Raw genomic sequence first — 18,938 nt, 5'->3', positions numbered from 1 at the left:
GGTCATGCGTGAGTGAGTTGAATGGTCACGAGCTTGCGGTCTGCCGGTCTCACTTCAACCCCGCAAACGCCGCCGGCCCCGACCTCGCGAGGAGGCCGGGGCCGGCGGTTGCGGTACACATCGGGTACACATGCGAGCCGTGGACAGCCGTACATGTCCGCGATGGACATCTCAGTGTTTCTGCAGGTCAGACGATAGCTTCGAGGCTCGGCGCTGGCGCGCCTCGCACCTCAACCAGCGTCAGGCATCAGATGTCGTAGTAGAGCTCGAACTCGTGCGGGTGCGGACGCAGGGCCACGGGAGCGATCTCGTGGGTGCGCTTGTAGTCGATCCACGTCTCGATCAGGTCGGGCGTGAAGACGTTGCCCACCGTGAGGAAGTCGTGGTCGGCCTCGAGGGCCAGGAGGACGGCGTCGAGCGAGGTCGGCACCTGGGCGATCTCGGCCATCTCGTCCGGCGGGAGCTCGTAGATGTCCTTGTCGATCGGGGCGGGCGGCTCGATCTTGTTCTTGATGCCGTCGACACCGGCCAGGAGCAGCGCGGAGAACGCGAGGTACGGGTTCGCCGACGGGTCGGGGAAGCGGGTCTCGATGCGCTTGGCCTTGGGGTTCGAGCCCGTGATCGGGATGCGGACCGAGGCGGAGCGGTTGCGCGAGGAGTAGACGAGCGAGATCGGGGCCTCGAAGCCCGGCACCAGGCGGTGGTAGGAGTTCACCGTCGGGTTGGTGAACGCCAGCAGCGCCGGGGCGTGCTTGAGGATGCCGCCGATGTACCAGCGGGCCATGTCGGACAGGCCGCCGTACCCGGTCTCGTCGTAGAAGAGCGGCTCGCCACCGGTCCACAGCGACTGGTGCACGTGCATGCCCGAGCCGTTGTCACCGAAGATCGGCTTCGGCATGAAGGTGACCGACTTGCCGTTGTTCCACGCGGTGTTCTTGATGAGGTACTTGAACTTCATCACGTCGTCCGCGGCCTTGAGCAGCGTGTCGAAGCGGTAGTTGATCTCCGCCTGGCCGGCGGTGCCGACCTCGTGGTGCGCGCGCTCGACGAGCAGGCCGGAGGCCTCGAGGTTCTTGACCATCTCGTCGCGCAGGTCGCCGTAGTGGTCGTACGGCGCGACGGGGAAGTAGCCACCCTTGAAGCGCGTCTTGTAGCCGAGGTTGTCGCCCTCCTTGCCCGAGTTCCACCAGCCCTCGACCGAGTCGATGTGGTAGTAGCCCTCGTTGGCGGAGGTGGAGTAGCGGACGCTGTCGAAGATGTAGAACTCCGCCTCGGGGGCGAAGAAGGCGGTGTCCGCGATGCCGGTCGTCTCCAGGTAGGCCAGCGCCTTGCGGGCGATGTTGCGCGGGTCGCGCGAGTAGGCCTCACCCGTGATCGGGTCGTGGATGAAGAAGCTCAGGTTCAGCGTCTTCGCCGTGCGGAAGGGGTCGAGGTACGCCGTGGTCGGGTCCGGGAACAGCGCCATGTCCGACTCGTTGATCGCCTGGAAGCCGCGGATCGAGGACCCGTCGAAGGCGAGGCCGTCGTCGAAGACCGACTGGTCAAACGACGAGACCGGGACGGTGAAGTGCTGCTCGATGCCGGGCAGGTCGACGAAGCGTACGTCGACCATCTCGACGCCTTCGTCCTTGATGTACTTGAGCAGCTCGTCGCTGTTCTGGAACATTCGTCCTCCTTGGCCGCGCGTGCTGGCGCCGGCCGACGTGCGTGCTGGATCGACAGCCCGGAGCGGCACTGCGCCGGACAGCCTGAAATTACGTACGGGTCGTTTCTTGACCGTATCGGGTTTATTACCCCCGTGTAACAGGTGCCCAGCAGGAGGGCGTCCGCGAGCGCCGTCCTACGCTGTCCACCGTGTCAGCAACCGCAGCCCTGCCGTACGAGACCGCGTCCTGGGGGCGACGGGTGATCGCCCTGCTGGTCGACTGGTTCGCGTGCCTGGCAGTGGTCAGCCTCTTCACCCCGGTCTTCGGTACGACGGGCGGCCCGGGCAGCACGTACACGCTGCTGCTCTTCGTGCTCGAGTCGGCGGTGCTCACCTGCACGGTCGGCGGCTCGTTCGGCAAGATGGCCACCCGGCTGCGCGTCGTGCGGGTCGACAACGGCGGTCGGCTCGACCCGCTCCGGTCGTTGGCCCGCGCGATCCTGGTCGCCCTGGTGATCCCGCCGCTGGTCTTCCGGCCGGACCGGCGCGGCCTGCACGACATCGCCGCCGGGACGGCGACGGTCACGGTCCAGGTCGCTTCTCCACACGCCTGACGCCGACGGTTTCCCGCTCACCACCGCGGGGGCATGCTGGGTGGCATCCCCTCTCGGAAGGATCCGCCGTGGCCCGTCTCCCGCGCCCCCGTCGTACCGCCGCCGCGCTCGCTGTCGTCTCCCTCCTGTCGGTGGGTCTCGTCGGATGCGGTGAGTCGGACGGCTCCGGCTCGACGGCCGAGGATCCCGCTGCCGCCGCCGTCCTGGCCAACCTGGACAAGGGCGACCAGGTCGACCCCGCCGACTTCGTCGACACGATCTCCGACGGGCTCAAGGCGTCGACGACCGCCCACGTGACGATGAAGGTCGGCCTCGGGTCGATGGGGGAGATGAGCGGCGAGGGCGACCTCGACTACACCGCCGACCCGCCCGCGATGGCGATGACGATGGACCTGCCGATGGCAGGGTCCGGCACGGCGACCGAGGTGAGGTACGTCGACGGCATCTTCTACATGAAGCTCGGGGGGATGTCCGCCGGCAAGTTCTGGAAGCTGGATCCCTCGGCCGACGACAGCCCGCTGGGCGACATGGGCCACGCGCTGGACCAGCTCGACCCGGCGAGGACCCTGGAGCAGATCGAGCCCGCGATCGACCGGGTCACGTACGCCGGCGACGGTCACTACGAGCTGACGGTCGATCCGGCGCGCGTGTCGAAGGCGATGGACCTGCCGGCCCAGGCGTCGGCGCAGCTGCCCGACTCGATCACCTACGACGTCTGGCTCGATGACGAGAACCGGCTGTCCAAGATGCACATGGAGCTGCCGGTCGCTGGCTCGGAGTCGACGGTCGACCTGAGCGCCTCCGACTGGGGCAAGGACGTCACGATCGAGGCGCCGCCGGCGTCCGACATCACCGAGATGCCCGACCTGGGCTCGATGGGCGGCGGGACGACGGGGGGCTAGCGCCCTCGCTGCTGGCCGCGCATGCCCTTCATGCTGGTGGGGATCGGGCCCTTGGGCATCGGGATCGCCGAGCGGTTGGCGTCGAGCGCCTTGAGCCGGTAGAGCACGTCGGTCATCTCGGCGGGCTTCACCTGGCGGCCGAGCTTCTGCACGTGGCGCGCGAGCTTGGAGAGCGGGACCTGACCGGCGTCGTTGCCGCAGACGACCTCGTGGATCGGGATCTCGGAGGCGACCCGCTCGTGCTTGCGGCGCTCGCTGAGCATCAGCTGCTTGAGGCGGTGGGGGTTGCCCTCGCCGACCAGGATGATGCCGGGAGGACCGACCACCCGGTGCACGACGTCCTGCTGCTTGGTGAACGCGATGACGGGGTCGGTCTTCCAGCTGCGCCCGCGCAGCATCCGCAGCGCGGCGGCCGCGGCTCCGGGCTGGCCCTCCATCTGGCTGTACGCCGCCTTCTGGGCGCGCCGGCCGAAGACGATCATCGCCAGCAGCGTGCCGAGCAGCAGCGCGCCGACCACGGAGATGACCGCGTGCAGGATGCCGCTGGCAGGCAGCAGGAAGAAGAAGACGGCGAAGCCGACGGCCGCACCGAGCACGAACGAGCCGAGGATCCACAGGCCGAGGCGGGGGTCCGACTTGGACGCCATCCGGTAGGTCTCGACGAACTGCTTGGTCCGGCTCATCTTGTCCGGGTCGACGGGCTTCGGGTCCTTCGCCATCTTCTGGTGTGCCTCGTTCTGTCTCTGCGTGATGGGGGTCAGGCGGTGGCGACGCCCGCGCGGGCGTCCATCGCCTGACGGTACAGGCGACCGGCACGGTACGACGAGCGGACGAGCGGCCCGGACAGCACCCCCGCGAAGCCGATGTCCTCGGCCTCGTCGCGGAGCTCGACGAACTCCTCGGGCTTCACCCAGCGCTCGACCGGGTGGTGCCGCAGCGACGGGCGGAGGTACTGCGTGATCGTGATGAGCTCGCAGCCGGCGTCGTACAGGTCCTGGAGCGCCTGCGAGACCTCCGCGCGGGTCTCGCCCATGCCGAGGATCAGGTTGGACTTGGTGACCAGGCCGAAGTCGCGGGCCTGGGTGATCACGTCCAGCGAGCGGTCGTAGCGGAACGCGGGGCGGATCCGCTTGAAGATCCGCGGCACGGTCTCCACGTTGTGGGCCAGCACCTCGGGCCGCGACTCGAACACCTCGCGGAGCAGGTCGGGCTTGCCGTTGAAGTCGGGGATGAGGTTCTCGACGCCGGTGCCGGGGTTCATCTCGTGGATGACGCGCACGGTCTCGGCGTAGAGCCAGGCGCCGCCGTCCTCGAGGTCGTCGCGCGCGACGCCGGTGATCGTGGCGTAGCGGAGCTCCATCTTCTGCACGGACTCGGCCACGCGGCGCGGCTCGTCACGGTCGAGCGGCTGCGGCTTGCCTGTGTCGATCTGGCAGAAGTCGCACCGTCGCGTGCACTGGTCGCCGCCGATGAGGAAGGTCGCCTCGCGGTCCTCCCAGCACTCGAAGATGTTGGGACAACCGGCCTCCTGGCAGACCGTGTGGAGTCCCTCGGACTTCACCAGGCTCTGCAGGTGCTTGTACTCGGGGCCCATCTTGGCCCTCGTCTTGATCCACTCCGGCTTGCGCTCGATCGGGGTCTCCGCGTTGCGCACTTCGAGTCGGAGCAGCTTGCGTCCTTCTGGGGCGGGAGCTTGCGTCACAGACGCCAGCCTACGCGGGTGGGCCAGCGATCCCGGGGTCGGGCCATTGCCCGATCGGTAACTTGATGGTTACCTATTCGGATGGACCCGTTCGCGGCGCTCGCCGACCCGGTACGCCGCTCGCTGCTGCGGGCGCTCGCGGCCGGTCCGCGGCGGGTCGTGGACCTCGCCGACGGCCTCCCGATCTCGCGGCCCGCGGTGAGCAAGCACCTGCGGCTGCTCACCGAGGCGGGCCTCGTCACCGCCGAGGACCGCGGCCGCGAACGCCACTACACCCTGCACCGGGAAGGCCTGGTGCCGGTGACGGCGTACGTCGACGCGCTGGTCCTGCCGCAGCCACTGACCGCCAACGCCCTGGACGCCCTGGACACCGAGGTCCGCCGGGTCGGGCGCGACCGACGGCGTACCGCACCCCTCGAGGAGAGCGCATGAGCAGGCAACCGACCGGACGCATCGAGACCGCAGCGGGACGCGCGCGGCTGACGATCGTGCGCGAGTTCCATGCGCCGATCGAGGACGTCTGGGCCGCCATCACCGAGCCCGATCGTCTCGGGCGCTGGATCGGCACGTGGACCGGCGACCCGGCGTCGGGGGAGGTGCGCTTCACGATGACCGCCGAGGACGGTGCGCCCGAGGACGGCATGCGCATCCGGGAGTGCGACCCGCCCCGGCGGCTGGCGGTCTCGACCCAGGTCGGCGACGAGTGGTGGGACCTCGACCTGGACCTGGCCGAGTCCGACGGCGTCACCACGCTCACCTTCACCCAGCCCGACCTCGACGCGTCGATGAGCGACAGCGTCGGCCCGGGCTGGGAGTACTACCTGGACCGCCTGGTCGCCGCCGAGACCGGTGGCGACGTGGCCGCGATCGACTTCGACCGCGACTACTACCCGGCGATGGCCGAGCACTACCGGGCACTACCGGGCGTAGCCCCTACGGCACGTCCCGGCGCCGGAACGTGACGACCGACGGCACCGCGGCCACCCCGAGCAGCACGAGGAGGTACGCCGAGCCGCCGGCCAGCGACAGCCGGTGCTCGTTGCTGCTGCACTCCTCGTTGCCGAGGGAGTCGCTCGTGCAGCTCATCTCGCCGTAGTAGGTGGTGCCGTCGAGGATGACGGCCGCGATGTTGGTCTGCGGCATCCAGCGCTCGTTGTCGGGGAAAGCGATCAGCGCCATCAGCAGCGGCGCCAGGATCGAGAGACCGAAGAGCACCCCGAGCGTCACCACGGTGCTGCGGAAGAGCATCGTCAGCGCGTACGCCGCCAGCGCGCACAGCGCCGCGAGCACGGTGCCGCGGATGCCCTGCTGGTAGCCCTCCCAGACCGCGTGACCCGACGGGTCGAGGCCGCGGCCGGCGGCGAGCGCCCAGAGGCCGGTCCAGTACGCCGCCAGCACGACCGCCGCGAGCACACCGCCTCCGAGCAGCACGGCGAGGCCCTTGGTCACCCAGACCCGTCCGCGGCGGGCCTCGAAGAGCAGCTGGTTGCTCATCGAGCCCGTGCCCCAGTCGTGCCCGGCGAACGTCGTACCGGCGAGCACGAGCAGCACCATGAGCAGGGCGATCACGACCGGCCCGGAGCCGTCCTGGCGCTCGTTGGCGAGGGAGAGGGGCTCCCTCAGGCCGTACCACTGCGCCTGCGGGGTGTACCACTCCCGGCACACCTTCTCCGGGTCCTCGTTGGTCGGGACGCCCTGGCCCTCCGGGTCGTCCAGGCAGGCGCGCAGGTCGTCCTGCGCCGCTGCGGTGTCGCGGTCGACCTGGACCTGCACCGCCTCCCGTTCGGCGTCGGTGACCGGGCGGGTGTTCCACGCGGTGATCGCGAAGACCACGACCGGCACGGCCAGCGCCACGATCACGAGGATCTGCACGGCCCGGCGCCAGCGCAGGCGGGTCAGCTCGACTCCCAGCAGCCGGCGCATCACGCGACCCCGCCCAGCTGGTCGCCCGCGGTGAGCTCGAGGAACACCGTCTCCAGGTCTGGTCGCACCGGTGTCAGCTCGGTCAGCCAGATCCCGGCGGCGCCGAGCGCCTCCGTGACGGCGGCGGGACGGTCGGTCTCGACGAGCAGCTCCGGTCCGTCGACGACCACCAGCCCCGCGGCGGCCAGCGCCGTGCGCGCAGCGGCCCGGTCCGGCACGCCCACGCGGTAGGACGTGCTGGTGCCGATCAGGTCCTCGACGCGGCCGGACGCGAGCATCCGGCCGTTGCCGATGATCGTGGCGGAGGTGCAGACCTGCTGGACCTCGGCGAGGATGTGGGAGCTGAGCAGCACGGTCACGCCGGCCTCGCCCAGGTCCCTGATGGTGTCGCGGATCTCGCGGATGCCGGCCGGGTCGAGGCCGTTGGTCGGCTCGTCGAGGATCAGCAGCTCGGGCGACTTCAGCAGCGTGGCGGCGATCGCGAGCCGCTGCTTCATGCCCAACGAGTAGGTCTTGTACCGGTCGCCGTCGCGGCCGGTCAGCCCGACGGTGTCGACGGTCTCGGCGACCCGGGTGTCGGGGACACCGATCGTGCGGGCGAGGAGGGTGAGGTTCTGGCGGCCGGTGAACTGCGGGGAGAACTTCGGGTTCTCGACCACGGCGCCCACCCGGTCGAGGACGGACGGCAGTCGCTGGGGCACGTCCTCACCGAAGAGCCGCATCGAGCCGGACGTCGCCGTGGCGAGGCCCAGCAGCATCCGGATCGTCGTGGTCTTGCCCGAGCCGTTGGGACCGAGGAAGCCGTGGACGCCGCCGGCCGGCACCGCCAGGTCGAGGTCGTGCACGGCGACCCGCACCCCTCGACGGGTGCGGAACTCCTTGCGCAGACCACTGGTCTCGATCACCAGATCGCTCATGTACGTCCTCCCGGGTCAGTACGTCAGACGACCCAAGCAGCCGGAAGGTTGAGAGCGGGCGGCAACGCGCCGGAGATCAGGGGAGGATCAGGGTCGGGTCGGGGTGAGCAGCTCGATCCGAGGGTGCTTCGCAGGGTCCGGTCGCGCGTCGTAGTCGGGCGTCGCGACGTACGGCGCCCACGCGAGGTAGTCGCCCAGGTGCCGCTCGACGTACGGCGTGACCTCGGCGACCGTGACGTCGCGGCCGAGCTCCTTGCTGAGGGAGGTGACGCCCGCGTCGTCGATGCTGCACGGGACGAACCGGTCGAACCACCCCAGGTCGACGTCGCAGTTGAGCGAGAAGCCGTGCATGGTGACGCCGCGGCTCACCCGGATGCCGAGCGCGGCGATCTTGCGCTCGGGGCCGCGGTCGTCGGCGCGCAGCCACACGCCGCTGCGGCCGGGGACCCGGGCGGTCGTGACACCGAGGTCCGCGCAGACCTGGATCAGCGCCTCCTCGACCCGGCGTACGTAGTCGACGACCTTCACGTGGTCGGGCAGCGCGACGATCGGGTAGCCGACCAGCTGACCGGGACCGTGGAAGGTGATCGTGCCGCCGCGGTCCACGTCGATGACCGGGGCACCGTGCGGGTCGGCGGGCCGGTCGTGTGGCTGGGTGCGCTTGCCGGCGGTGAAGACGGCCGGGTGCTCGAGCAGCAGCGTCGTGTCGGGCTGGTCCCCGTCGGCGACGCGCTGGTGGACCTCGCGCTGGAGGTCCCACGCGGCCAGGTAGTCGACCAGGCCGAGGTGCTCGAGCTTCACGCCACCGAGCCTACGCCGCGGCCGAGGAACCTCAGCTGAGCGGGCAGCATCCGGCGCCAGTACGCCGGGTCGTGGGCGCCGGGCCGGAAGGTGCTGACGACGTGGGCGTCGTCGGGGCTCCGCACCTTCTCCAGGCCATCGACGTAGTCCTGGACCGCCCGGTAGAACGGGTCGCCGGTGCCGACGTCGACCCGGACCGGGATGCCGGCCAGGTCGTCCTGGCGGCCGACGACGGAGTACTCGTCGTACTCCGCGGCGTCGGCGAAGCCGGAGGAGGAGGCGTCGCCGCCGTGCTGCCACAGCGCCGGGCTCGACGCGACGACGGCACCGACCCGGTCGGGCCCGAGCACACCGGCGAGCCGCAGCGCGCCGTACCCGCCCATCGACCAGCCGAGCAGTCCGATGCGGGAGACGTCGAGACCCTGCTCGCCGAGCAGCGGCAGCAGCTCGTCGACCACCATCGCGCCGGTGTCCTCGCCGTCCGGGCGGGGGTGCCAGTACGACGTACCGCCGTCGACGGCCGCGACGGCGAAGGCCGGGACCCCGTCGGCGACGGCCGCGGCCAGGTAGCGGTCCACGTAGAGCGACCGGCCGACGACGGTCTCGGCGTCCTGGTGGAGCCCGTGCAGCGCGACCACCACCGGGAGGTCGACGGGGGCGCCGGGCGGGCGGAGCACCACCCAGTGCGTGTCGACGCCCGGGCGGTACCGCGACACGAAGCTGCCGCGGTGGGTCGGGCCCGGGGTGGCGGCTGGTGGCGGCTCGCTGACCGGACCGTGGTGCGCACCGGCGACCGCGACCCCGGCGGCGGCGACCCCGGTGAGGGCCGCCCCTCCGACGAGGAACCCGCGGCGGCTCAGCATGCGATCAGTGTCCTGTGGAGAACCTGCTCGGGAGTCGTCGACACGGGTAGGAGACGTCGATGAGCCCCGATTGGTTGTCCCTGTGTCTGTCGGCCTGCTTGACCTGGGGCGCGCCCGCTGACGCGTCCGCGGTGCTGCACGGGTGGGACGACCAGCGGGCGGCGTCGTGGGTGGCGGGAGACCCGGCGGCGCTGCGGTCGCTCTACGCGCCGGGCTCGCCGGCCGGGCGGGCCGACGTCGCGATGCTGCGGCAGTGGCAGCGGCGAGGCCTCCGGGTCGAGGGGATGCGGATGCAGCTGCTCGAGGTCGACGTCCACCGCGCGTCGGCTCGCCGGCTCGACCTGGTCGTCACCGACCGGCTCGTGGGGGCGGTCGCGGTCGGGCCCGGCGTACGTCGGTCGCTGCCGCGCGACGGGTTCACGACCCGGCGCGTGGTCCTGGTCAGGTCGGGCGGGGAGTGGCGGGTGGCTCAGGTGGTGGAGGGCGCGAGCGCGGCGCGGACGACCTCGTGGACGGTGCGGTCGCGGAAGGAGTAGCCGCTGTCCTCGAGCACGGTCGGCCGGAGGTTGATCGACCCGAGCACCTCGCCGGCGACCGGGCCGGCACCGGCCTTGACCGCGAAGCCCGGCGCCACCAGGAGCGCCTTGCGGTCGAGCGCCTGGGCCAGCGCCTGGGTGAACTCGACGTTGGTCGGGGTCTCGGGGCTGCAGAGGTTGACCGGTCCGGACACCGCGTCGTGCTCGACCAGGTGGATGGCGGCGCCGACCCAGTCGCGCAGCGAGATCATCGCCATCCGCTGGCGGCCGTCGCCGAGCCGGGCGCCCAGACCCAGCTTGGTCAGCAGGCGGAGCTGCTTGAAGGGCGCGCCCGACCCGTCCATCACCGGAGAGGTGCGCAGGAAGCAGACCCGGGCGCCGGCCTCGACCGCAGGACCGGCCGCCTCCTGCCAGTCGCGGCAGACGGTCGTCATCAGGCTGTCGCCGCGGCTGTCGGACGCCTCGGTGACGACCTCGTCCCCGTGGTCGCCGTACCAGGCGATGGCATTGCCGGCGAGGTACGCCGGGCGCCTCTCGCTGGAGGCGATCGCGTCGGCGAGCACCCGGGTCGTCGTCACCCGGCTCTCGCGCAGCTGCCGGGCCCACGTGCGGGAGTGCACGTTGCCGATCGTCGGGGTGCCGGCGAGGTTGACCACGACGTCGGCGCGCTCGATCACGTCGCGCTCGTAGACCCCGGCGTACGGGTCCCAGCTCGACTCGTCGGGCGACGACGTCGGTCGGCGGGTCAGCGCGATCACCGCGTGCCCGCGCTCCACCAGCTCTGCGCCCAGGTGCCGTCCGAGGAATCCGGAGGCGCCGCCGATCACGACCGTGCGTGCGTCCATGCCTCCAGCCAACCATGGGCCGCCAACACCGGGTTCGCGTGCGCCGCGGCAGCGGATGGGGGAGCATCGGCCCCATGGAACGCGAGCTGGCCACCGACGACCTCTCGCGACAGATGCTGATCGAGGAGCTCGAGCGCCGCGGCCGGGAGCTCGCCGAGGCCCAGTCGATCGCGAAGATCGGGAGCTGGGAGTTCACGGCCGCCGACGAGGTCCTGCGGTGGTCGGACGAGCTCTTCCGGGTCCTGGAGTTCGAGCCCCGCTCGTTCGTGCCGACCGGCGCCACGCTCTTCGAGCGGATCCACCCCGACGACCGCGAGGTCGTGGAGGCGGCGTACGCCGCGATGGGCTCGCGCGGTGAGCCGATGGGCTTCGACGTCCGGGTGCGCCCGGTGCCGGGCCAGCCGACCCGGTGGGTGCGGGTCCAGGGCCGGGCGACCCTGGACGAGGCCGGCGTGCTCGTGCGCGCGGCCGGGACCGTGCAGGACATCACGGAGAGCAAGGAGGCCGAGCAGGGGCTGGCGTTCCTGAGCGCCATGGCGGGCGCCGCCAACGAGGCGCCCACCCTCGGCGACGCGCTGATCGCGGCCGACACGATCGTGCGCCCGTTCACCCAGTGGCCGGCGGTGATCGTCTCCGCGCCGCTGCCGGACGACCCGGAGACGATGGTGCACTTCGACGCCGGCTGGCGCGAGTACGACGCCGAGGTGGCGGCGTTCGCGCAGGCGATGGCCGAGGAGGTCGCCGTACGCCGGGAGGTCCTGGAGCGGGTCGGTCCGTCCGGGACGGTGTTCGTCGCCGGGCCTGCGCTGGTGCGCGACCGGCTCGCGTGCGTCGTCGTGTCCGACAGCGGAGCGGCATCCGCGCCGCGGCCGTACGAGCACGCGATCTTCCGGCAGATGCTCGCGCTGCTGGCGACCGTGGCACAGCGCGAGCAGGTGTCCGGGCAGCTGGCGACGGCGCGCGACGAGGCCCTGGCGGCCTCACGGGCGAAGTCGGAGTTCCTGGCCACGATGAGCCACGAGATCCGGACGCCGCTGAACGGCGTGATCGGGCTGTCGGAGCTGCTCAGCCGCACCGAGCTGTCGCCCCACCAGCGCCGGTTCGCCGACGGCATCGACCAGGCCGGGCGGTCGCTGCTCGCGCTGGTCAACGACATCCTCGACCTGTCCAAGGTCGAGGCCGGCAAGCTCGACCTCGAGGAGGTCGACTTCGACCCGCGCGACGTGATCGAGCGCAGCGTGGCCATGGTCGCCGAGAGCGCCGCCGGCAAGGACCTCGAGCTGGTCATCTCGAGCGTCGACCGGGTGCCGCCCCTGGTGTGCGGCGACCCGGTGCGCTTCGGCCAGGTCATCACCAACCTGGTGGCGAACGCCGTGAAGTTCACCGACGCCGGCGAGGTCGTCGTGACGGCCAGCGGCACGGGCCCGTCCGGCGTACGCGTCGAGGTCAGGGACACCGGCATCGGCATCGCGCCGGAGGTCCAGCAGCACCTGTTCACGGCGTTCTCGCAGGCCGACAGCTCCACCACGCGGCGGTACGGCGGCACCGGGCTGGGCCTGGCGATCAGCGACCGGATCGTCGCCGCCATGGGCGGCACGATCGGCCTGAGCAGCACGCCGGGGGAGGGCAGCACGTTCTGGTTCACGGCGCCGTTCCTGCCGGCCGCAGGGGTCGTCCCACCGGCGATGCGCGAGGGGGCCGTGGCCGGGCTCCGGGTGCTGGTCGTCGACGACCACGCCACCAACCGCTTCATCCTGGCCGAGCAGCTGCGCGCCTGGGACGTGGACGTCACCGTCGCTGCCTCCGCGCACGAGGCCCTCGGCGAGCTCGACGGCTCGCTGCGGCGCGCGGACGGGTACGAGGTCGTGCTGGTCGACTACATGATGCCGGACACCGACGGCGAGCAGCTCGCCCGGACGATCCGCGCCGACGAGCGCTTCCAGGGGCTGCGCATCGCGCTGCTGTCGTCGGCCGTGGAGCCCACCGCGACCTGGCTGGAGAGCGCCGGCATCGACACGTTCGTGTCCAAGCCGGTGCTCGCCTCGCGGCTGCTCGACGAGCTCGCCGCCCTCGGTGGGCGCTTCGACGCGAGCCGCCCGGTCCGTCCCGGGTCGCCGGTGCCGCCGGCCGACGGCGTACGCGGGCGGGTGCTGGTCGTCGAGGACAACGCCGTCAACCAGCTCGTCGCGACCGGCATGCTCCACCACCTCGGCTGCTCGGTGGTGATCGCGGAGGACGGCGCCGAGGCGGTGGCCGTCATCGCGGACGCGCCGAAGGCCTTCGACGCGATCCTGATGGACTGCCAGATGCCCGTGATGGACGGCTTCGACGCGACCCGGGCGATCCGGGCGATGGGAACGGTGCTCGACCGGGTGCCGATCATCGCGATGACCGCCTCGGCCACGGCGGAGGAGCGCGAGCGCTGCCGGCAGGCGGGGATGGACGACTTCCTGGCCAAACCGGTGGACGCCGAGCTGCTCGCGAGCACGCTCGAGCGCTGGCTGCCCGCCGTGGAGGTGCCGGCCGCGGAGGAGACGGCCCTGGTCGGCGACGCGTCGACGGCCGATGCCCGCCTGCGGGCGCTGATGGACGACGGCTTCGACGCCGAGCTGGTGCTGCGCATCGTCGACCGCTTCGGCTCCAGCGCCCACCAGACGCTGGTCGAGCTCGTCGCCGCGTCAGCGGCGGCCGACGCGGTGGTGACCGCCGAGCGCGCCCACCGCCTGCGCGGCAGCGCCGACAACATCGGGCTGAACCGACTGGCCGCCCGCTGCCTCGAGATCGAGCTCGCGGCACTCGACGGCGCCGTACCCACCCCACGGGAGCTCGACGAGCTCGGGGTCGCCGTCACCGGTGCGATCGACGAGCTGGCCGACGCCAGCGGCTGGCTGCGCTGAGATCCCTGAAATCGCCGAGTCGGCGCCAGATTGCACGAATCTGGCGCCGACTCGGCGTGCTGCTGACTGCTCAGACCTCGAACTGACCGGCCTCGAGGCGCTGCTTGACCTCACGCAGGAAGCGGCCAGCGTCGGCGCCGTCGACCAGCTGGTGGTCGTAGGTCAGGGCCAGGTAGACCATGTAGCGGATCGCGATCGTCTCGCCGAGGTTCGGGTCGTCGATGACGACCGGTCGCTTGACCACGGCACCGGGGCCGAGGATCGCCACCTGCGGCTTGTTGATGATCGGGGTGTCCCACAGGGCCCCGAAGCTGCCCAGGTTGGTGATCGTGAAGGTGCCGCCCGAGAGCTCGTCCGGCCCGATCTTGTTGGTGCGGGTGCGCTCGGCGACGTCGGCGATCTTCTTCGCCAGGCCGGCCACCGACAGGTCGCCGGCGTCCTTGACGACCGGCGTCAGCAGGCCCTTCTCGGTGTCCACGGCGAACGCGACGTGCTCGCGGTCGAAGTAGGTCACCTCGCCGGCCTCGGTGTCGAGGGTCGCGTTGAGCGACGGGTGCTGCTTCAGCGCGTCGATCGCGGCCTTGGCGAAGAACGGCAGGTACGTCAGCTTGACGCCCTCGCGGGCGAGGAAGTCGGCCTTCACGCTCTCGCGCATCCGCGCGATGTTGGTGACGTCGACCTCGACGACCTGGGTCAGCTGGGCCGACGTCTGCAGCGACTCGACCATCCGGCTGGCGATGATCTTGCGCAGCCGCGAGATCTTCTCGGTCTTGCCGCGCAGCGGCGACGGGCTGACCGGCACCGGCGAGGCCGAGGCAGAGGCCGCAGCCGGCGCCGCCGCCGGAGCGGCGGGCGCGGCCTGCTGCGCGGCCTGCTGCGCCCGGGCCGCTGCGTCCAGGACGTCCTGCTTGCGGATCCGGCCGCCGACGCCCGAGCCGCTGACCGACGCCAGGTCGACCCCGTGCTGGCTCGCGAGCTTGCGGACGAGCGGGGTCACGTAGCCCGCGCCCTCGGCGCTGCCGGACGACTGCTCCGGGTCCTCGGTCGACGGGGACTGGGCGCTCGGTGCGGGTGCCTCGGCCTGCTGGGCGGGCTCCGGCTTCTTCTCCTCGGCCTTCGGGGCGGGCTCCGGCTCGGGCTCGGGCTCCGGCTCCGGCTCGGGGGTCGGCTCCGGCTCGGGCTCCGGCTGCTTCTCCTCGGCGGCGGGCGCGGCAGAGCCGTCGCCGACCACGGCCAGCTCGGCGCCGACCTCGACCGTCTCGTCCTCCTGGACCTTGATCTCCAGGAGCGTCCCGGCGACCGGGGAGGGGATCTCGGTGTCGACCTTGTCGGTGGAGACCTCCAGCAACGGCTCGTCGACGGCCACGTCGTCGCCGACCTGCTTGAGCCAGCGGGTGACGGTGCCCTCGGTGACCGACTCACCCAGGGCGGGGAGCGTGACCGACGTACCGCCGCCACCGGCGGGCTTGGTCTCGGCGGCCGGCTTCTCGACCTCCTCACCCGCGGGAGCAGGCTCCTCGACGGCCTCGGGCTCCTGGGCCTTCTCCTCCTCGGGCTCCGGCGCGGCCTCGGGCTCGGCCTGCTGCGACGACTCGCCGCCGCCCTCGCCCTCGTCGCCGATCACGGCCAGCACGGCGCCGACCTCGACGGTGTCGTCCTCGTTGGCCTTGATCTCCAGCAGGGTGCCGGCCACCGGGGAGGGGATCTCGGTGTCGACCTTGTCGGTCGACACCTCCAGCAACGGCTCGTCGACCGCCACCGAGTCGCCGACCTGCTTGAGCCAGCGGGTGACGGTGCCTTCGGTGACGGACTCGCCGAGTGCCGGGAGGTTGACTTCGGTGGCCATGGAGTTCCTTCGCTTCGAGTGCTGGTAGGTCTGGTTTATCAGGCGTGCGCGTGCAGGGGCTTGCCGGCGAGCGCGAGGTGGGCCTCGCCCAGCGCCTCGTTCTGCGTCGGGTGGGCGTGCACCAGGGGCGCGACGTCCTCGGCGTGCGCCTCCCAGTTGTAGATCAGCTGGGCCTCGCCGATCAGCTCGCCGACCCGGTCGCCGACCAGGTGCACGCCGATGACCGGTCCGTCCTTGCGGCGGATCAGCTTCACGAACCCCTGGGTCTTGAGGATCTGGCTCTTGCCGTTGCCGCCGAGGTCGTAGGTGAGGGTCTCGATGCCGTCGACGCCGTACGTCGAGGCAGCGGTCGCCTCGTCGAGGCCGACCGACGCGACCTCGGGGTGCGAGTAGGTGACCCGCGGGATGCCGGCCTCGTCGATCGGCTGCGGGTCGAGCCCGGCGATGTCCTCGGCGACGAAGATGCCCTGCTGGAAGCCGCGGTGCGCGAGCTGCAGGCCGGGCACGATGTCGCCGACGGCGTAGACGCCCTCGAGGTTGGTGCGGCAGCGGTCGTCGGCGAGCACGAACCCGCGGTCCATGGCGACGCCCTGCTCGTCGTACCCGAGTCCCTCGGTGACCGGTCCGCGGCCGACGGCCACGAGGAGCAGGTCGGCCTCGATCACGTCACCGCCCTCGACGGTCACGGCGACGCCGGTCTCGGTGTGCTTGACGCTCTGGAAGGGCGTGCCGGTGCGGAACGCGATCTTGCGCTTGCGGAAGGCGCGCTCGAGGGCCTTCGACGACGCCTCGTCCTCGACGGCCAGCAGCCGGGGGAGCGCCTCGACGATCGTGACCTCGGCCCCGAAGCTGCGCCACACGCTCGCGAACTCGCAGCCGATGACGCCGCCGCCGAGCACGACCACCGACGCGGGGACGCGGTCGAGCCGGAGCGCGTGCTCGGAGGTGATCACCCGCTCGCCGTCGATCTCGAGGCCGGGCAGGCTGCGGGCGTACGAGCCGGAGGCGAGCACCACGTGCGTGCCGGAGTACGTCGTGTCGCCGACGGTCACCTGCTTCGGGCCGGTGAGCCGGCCGGAGCCCTCGATGACGGTGATGCCGCGGCCCTTGATCAGGCCGGCGAGGCCCTTGAAGAGGCGGGAGACGACACCGTCCTTGTAGGCGTTGACGCCGGCCATGTCGACGCCCTCGAGCGTCGCGCGGATGCCGAACGTCTCCGACTCGCGGGTCTGGTCGGCGATCTCCGCGGCGTGCAGCAGCGCCTTCGTCGGGATGCAGCCGACGTGCAGACAGGTGCCGCCGAGGTTGCCCTTCTCGACCAGGCCGACCTTCAGCCCGAGCTGGGCGGCGCGGAGGGCGCAGGCGTAGCCACCCGAGCCCGCACCGAGGATCAGTACATCGAAGTCGGTGTCCGGCACGCGACCATCTTTGCACTTCTGACCCGGCAGTCCACACCGCCCTCTGGCTACCGGGCGGTCACCTTCTCGGGGCTTGTGCCCCCGCTGCGTGCCCGGGGTTGGCACACTTGTCCGTATGTCATGGATGGACCGCCTCCGCCGCGGGTCGAAGGTCAAGATGAGCGCCCCCTCCCGCAACGCGGCGCGCACCGGCTCGACCCGGGTCCGGGCGGCCGACTCGATGGACCTCGACCACCTCTTCACCTGGGTGGCCGAGCGCCGCGGCGTCGAGGGCTTCGTCGAGCCCCGCACCGCGGTCAGTGACGTGACGCTCCTGCTCGTCGCCCACGACGGCGAGTGGACCCGCCGCCGCGTGCCGTCCGCCAAGTGGGCGCACGACTTCTGCAACAAGCAGCAGATCCCGTCGTACGACGCCGCCGTGGTCGGCGTGCCCCAGCGGATGCGCGACTACAACCGGCGCAAGAAGCTGCAGGGCGGGTTGTAGGGCTGACGAAGCTCGCGCCCTACTTCGCCGCCAGCGCCCGGGCGTAGTCGACCACCGTGGCGACGGCGACGCCGGTGCCGCCGGGGGTGACGTGACCGAACGCGCCGCCGGAGTTGAACGACGGGCCGGCGATGTCGAGGTGGGCCCACGGGATCCCGGCGGTGAACTCGCGCAGGAACGCCGCGGCGAAGAGGCCGCCGCCCCAGCGGACCCAGTCGTGCTGGGCGAGGTCGGCGATCTTGCTGCTGTGGATCCGCTCGGTCATGCCCTCGGGGATCGGCATCGGCCACATCTCCTCACCGGCGACGGCAGCGGCGGCGAGCACGTCGTCCACGATCGGCGACGACCCCATCACGCCGGCGACCTTGTCGCCGAGCGCGACCACCATGTGCCCGGTCAGCGTCGCGACGTCGAGGATCATGTCGGGCTTCTGCTCGGTCGCCCAGACCAGGGCGTCGGCCAGGACCAGCCGACCCTCGGCGTCGGTGTTGGTCACCTCGACCGTGGTGCCGCCATAGATCGTGAGCACGTCACCCGGGCGTACGGCGTTGCCGGACACCATGTTCTCGGCCATCGGCACGAACGTGCTGACCCTGATCGGCAGCCCCAGCGCCGCGATGACGTACGTCGCCTGCACGACCGCGGCCGCGCCGGCCATGTCGGACTTCATCTCGTGCATGCTCGCGGCGGGCTTGATGGTGAGGCCGCCGGAGTCGAAGGTGATGCCCTTGCCGACCAGCGCCAGGTGGTGCTGCGCGCCCTTGGGGGAGTAGCTGAGCTCGACCAGCCGCGGCGGTGCGTCCGACCCGGCACCGACCCCGAGGATGCCGCCGCAGCCGAGCTCGGCGAGCGCCTTCTCGTCGTGGACGGTGATCGCGACCTTGGGCGCGCCGCGGCCCTTGGTCAGCTCCTTGGTCGCGGCGACGACCGCGTCGGCGAAGGCCGGCGGGGTGAGGTCGCCGGGCGGCGTGTTGACCCAGTCGCGGGTCGCCGCGACGGCGCCGGCGACCAGCTGCGCCTCCTCGAAGGCGGTCGTGAAGTCCTTGCGCCGCGCCCCCTCGCTCAGCACCACGACCTCGCCCGGCGCCGAGCTCTTCGACTCCTGCTTGGCCCCACCGGACTTGTACGCCGTGAACGCGTAGCCGCCCAGCAGGTGCCCCTCGGTGACCGCGCGGACCAGCTCCGGCGAGCCCGCCGGCAGGGCGACGGCCACGGAGGCCGCGTTGCCGACCGAGCGCGCGGCGACGCCGGCGGCGCGGCGTACGGCGACGGGGTCGGCCTTCTTGCCCAGGCCGACCAGGACCAGCAGCGGCGAGGCGAGGGTGCCGGAGGTCGGGATCTTCACCGTCTCGCCGGCCTTGCCGGTCACCCCGAGGGTGGCGAGGAGCGGGCGGAGCTTGCGCCCGTAGGCCTTGCCGACCTCGTCGGCGCCCTCCGCGAGCTCGGCACCCTTCGCGGTCTGGACGACCCCGACGACCACCGCGTCGCATCGGGTCTTCGCGGGGTTGGCACTGCGCAGGGTGTAGGTCGTCACCGACGCAGGAT

At 71.7% G+C, this 18,938-nt stretch carries 18 protein-coding genes; 7 read left to right on the top strand and 11 right to left on the bottom strand.

Annotated features, from left to right (window positions below; translation table 11 throughout):
• Positions 1 to 247 precede the first annotated feature (247 nt).
• A complete protein-coding gene (glnA, locus tag ABEA34_RS19045; RefSeq protein WP_345523087.1) occupies positions 248 to 1,666 on the bottom strand; it encodes a type I glutamate--ammonia ligase in 1,419 nt (472 codons plus the stop codon).
• A gap of 188 nt (positions 1,667 to 1,854) precedes the next feature.
• Here glnA and ABEA34_RS19040 point away from each other — a divergent pair, with 188 nt between their 5' ends.
• Positions 1,855 to 2,259, top strand: a complete 405-nt coding sequence (locus tag ABEA34_RS19040) for an RDD family protein (RefSeq protein WP_345523086.1) — start codon at positions 1,855 to 1,857, stop codon at positions 2,257 to 2,259.
• Between the two features lie 68 nt (positions 2,260 to 2,327).
• Positions 2,328 to 3,161 (top strand): SCO4651 family lipoprotein, encoded by an 834-nt coding sequence (locus ABEA34_RS19035; protein WP_345523085.1) that lies wholly within the window; start codon positions 2,328 to 2,330, stop codon positions 3,159 to 3,161.
• Here the strand turns inward: ABEA34_RS19035 and ABEA34_RS19030 are convergent.
• A complete protein-coding gene (locus ABEA34_RS19030; RefSeq protein ID WP_345523083.1) occupies positions 3,158 to 3,880 on the bottom strand; it encodes a DUF4191 domain-containing protein in 723 nt (240 codons plus the stop codon). The two genes, ABEA34_RS19035 and ABEA34_RS19030, sit on opposite strands and share 4 nt — an antisense overlap.
• A 38-nt stretch (positions 3,881 to 3,918) precedes the next feature.
• Complete coding sequence (lipA, locus tag ABEA34_RS19025) at positions 3,919 to 4,863, bottom strand: lipoyl synthase (protein WP_345523081.1); 945 nt, start codon at positions 4,861 to 4,863, stop codon at positions 3,919 to 3,921.
• 81 nt (positions 4,864 to 4,944) lie between these two features.
• Between lipA and ABEA34_RS19020 the strand changes: the two genes are divergently transcribed.
• Positions 4,945 to 5,295, top strand: a complete 351-nt coding sequence (locus ABEA34_RS19020) for an ArsR/SmtB family transcription factor (protein WP_345523079.1) — start codon at positions 4,945 to 4,947, stop codon at positions 5,293 to 5,295.
• On the top strand, positions 5,292 to 5,825 hold the full coding sequence (locus tag ABEA34_RS19015) for an SRPBCC family protein (protein WP_345523077.1): 534 nt from the start codon (positions 5,292 to 5,294) through the stop codon (positions 5,823 to 5,825). The genes ABEA34_RS19020 and ABEA34_RS19015 overlap by 4 nt, the downstream gene beginning before the upstream one ends.
• Here ABEA34_RS19015 and ABEA34_RS19010 read toward each other — a convergent pair.
• The 4 genes from ABEA34_RS19010 to ABEA34_RS18995 all read right to left on the bottom strand — a co-directional run bounded on the left by ABEA34_RS19010 (position 5,797) and on the right by ABEA34_RS18995 (position 9,367).
• A complete protein-coding gene (locus tag ABEA34_RS19010; RefSeq protein WP_345523075.1) occupies positions 5,797 to 6,786 on the bottom strand; it encodes a hypothetical protein in 990 nt (329 codons plus the stop codon). The two genes, ABEA34_RS19015 and ABEA34_RS19010, sit on opposite strands and share 29 nt — an antisense overlap.
• Entirely contained in the window at positions 6,786 to 7,703 is a 918-nt protein-coding gene (locus tag ABEA34_RS19005; protein ID WP_345523073.1) for an ABC transporter ATP-binding protein, read from the bottom strand. Before ABEA34_RS19005 ends, ABEA34_RS19010 begins: the two co-directional genes overlap by 1 nt.
• 87 nt (positions 7,704 to 7,790) lie before the next feature.
• Positions 7,791 to 8,504, bottom strand: a complete 714-nt coding sequence (gene lipB, locus ABEA34_RS19000; RefSeq protein ID WP_345523071.1) for a lipoyl(octanoyl) transferase LipB — start codon at positions 8,502 to 8,504, stop codon at positions 7,791 to 7,793.
• Complete coding sequence (locus ABEA34_RS18995) at positions 8,501 to 9,367, bottom strand: alpha/beta hydrolase (protein WP_345523069.1); 867 nt, start codon at positions 9,365 to 9,367, stop codon at positions 8,501 to 8,503. The genes lipB and ABEA34_RS18995 overlap by 4 nt, the downstream gene beginning before the upstream one ends.
• Positions 9,368 to 9,426: 59 nt before the next feature.
• Here ABEA34_RS18995 and ABEA34_RS18990 point away from each other — a divergent pair, with 59 nt between their 5' ends.
• Positions 9,427 to 9,903 (top strand): hypothetical protein, encoded by a 477-nt coding sequence (locus ABEA34_RS18990; protein WP_345523067.1) that lies wholly within the window; start codon positions 9,427 to 9,429, stop codon positions 9,901 to 9,903.
• Here ABEA34_RS18990 and ABEA34_RS18985 read toward each other — a convergent pair.
• A complete protein-coding gene (locus ABEA34_RS18985) occupies positions 9,837 to 10,748 on the bottom strand; it encodes a TIGR01777 family oxidoreductase (RefSeq protein WP_345523066.1) in 912 nt (303 codons plus the stop codon). The two genes, ABEA34_RS18990 and ABEA34_RS18985, sit on opposite strands and share 67 nt — an antisense overlap.
• Before the next feature lie 74 nt (positions 10,749 to 10,822).
• Here ABEA34_RS18985 and ABEA34_RS18980 point away from each other — a divergent pair, with 74 nt between their 5' ends.
• On the top strand, positions 10,823 to 13,645 hold the full coding sequence (locus tag ABEA34_RS18980) for a hybrid sensor histidine kinase/response regulator (RefSeq protein ID WP_345523065.1): 2,823 nt from the start codon (positions 10,823 to 10,825) through the stop codon (positions 13,643 to 13,645).
• Positions 13,646 to 13,715: 70 nt separating this feature from the next.
• Here ABEA34_RS18980 and sucB read toward each other — a convergent pair whose 3' ends face one another.
• Both sucB and lpdA read right to left on the bottom strand, forming a co-directional pair.
• The gene (sucB, locus tag ABEA34_RS18975) at positions 13,716 to 15,491 is read right to left on the bottom strand and encodes a 2-oxoglutarate dehydrogenase, E2 component, dihydrolipoamide succinyltransferase (RefSeq protein WP_345523064.1); all 1,776 of its coding nucleotides are present in this window, start codon (positions 15,489 to 15,491) and stop codon (positions 13,716 to 13,718) included.
• Positions 15,492 to 15,529: 38 nt separating this feature from the next.
• Positions 15,530 to 16,909, bottom strand: a complete 1,380-nt coding sequence (gene lpdA, locus ABEA34_RS18970) for a dihydrolipoyl dehydrogenase (RefSeq protein ID WP_345523062.1) — start codon at positions 16,907 to 16,909, stop codon at positions 15,530 to 15,532.
• Between the two features lie 115 nt (positions 16,910 to 17,024).
• Between lpdA and ABEA34_RS18965 the strand changes: the two genes are divergently transcribed.
• The gene (locus ABEA34_RS18965) at positions 17,025 to 17,393 is read left to right on the top strand and encodes a hypothetical protein (protein ID WP_345523061.1); all 369 of its coding nucleotides are present in this window, start codon (positions 17,025 to 17,027) and stop codon (positions 17,391 to 17,393) included.
• A gap of 19 nt (positions 17,394 to 17,412) precedes the next feature.
• On the opposite strand, the gene ABEA34_RS18960 is transcribed toward ABEA34_RS18965, so the two are convergent.
• A complete protein-coding gene (locus ABEA34_RS18960; RefSeq protein ID WP_345523060.1) occupies positions 17,413 to 18,927 on the bottom strand; it encodes a leucyl aminopeptidase in 1,515 nt (504 codons plus the stop codon).
• Positions 18,928 to 18,938 lie beyond the last annotated feature (11 nt).

The organism is Nocardioides conyzicola (assembly GCF_039543825.1).
In the GTDB taxonomy this organism is placed as follows: domain Bacteria; phylum Actinomycetota; class Actinomycetes; order Propionibacteriales; family Nocardioidaceae; genus Nocardioides; species Nocardioides conyzicola.
This window is presented reverse-complemented; position numbering and strand designations above follow the sequence as displayed.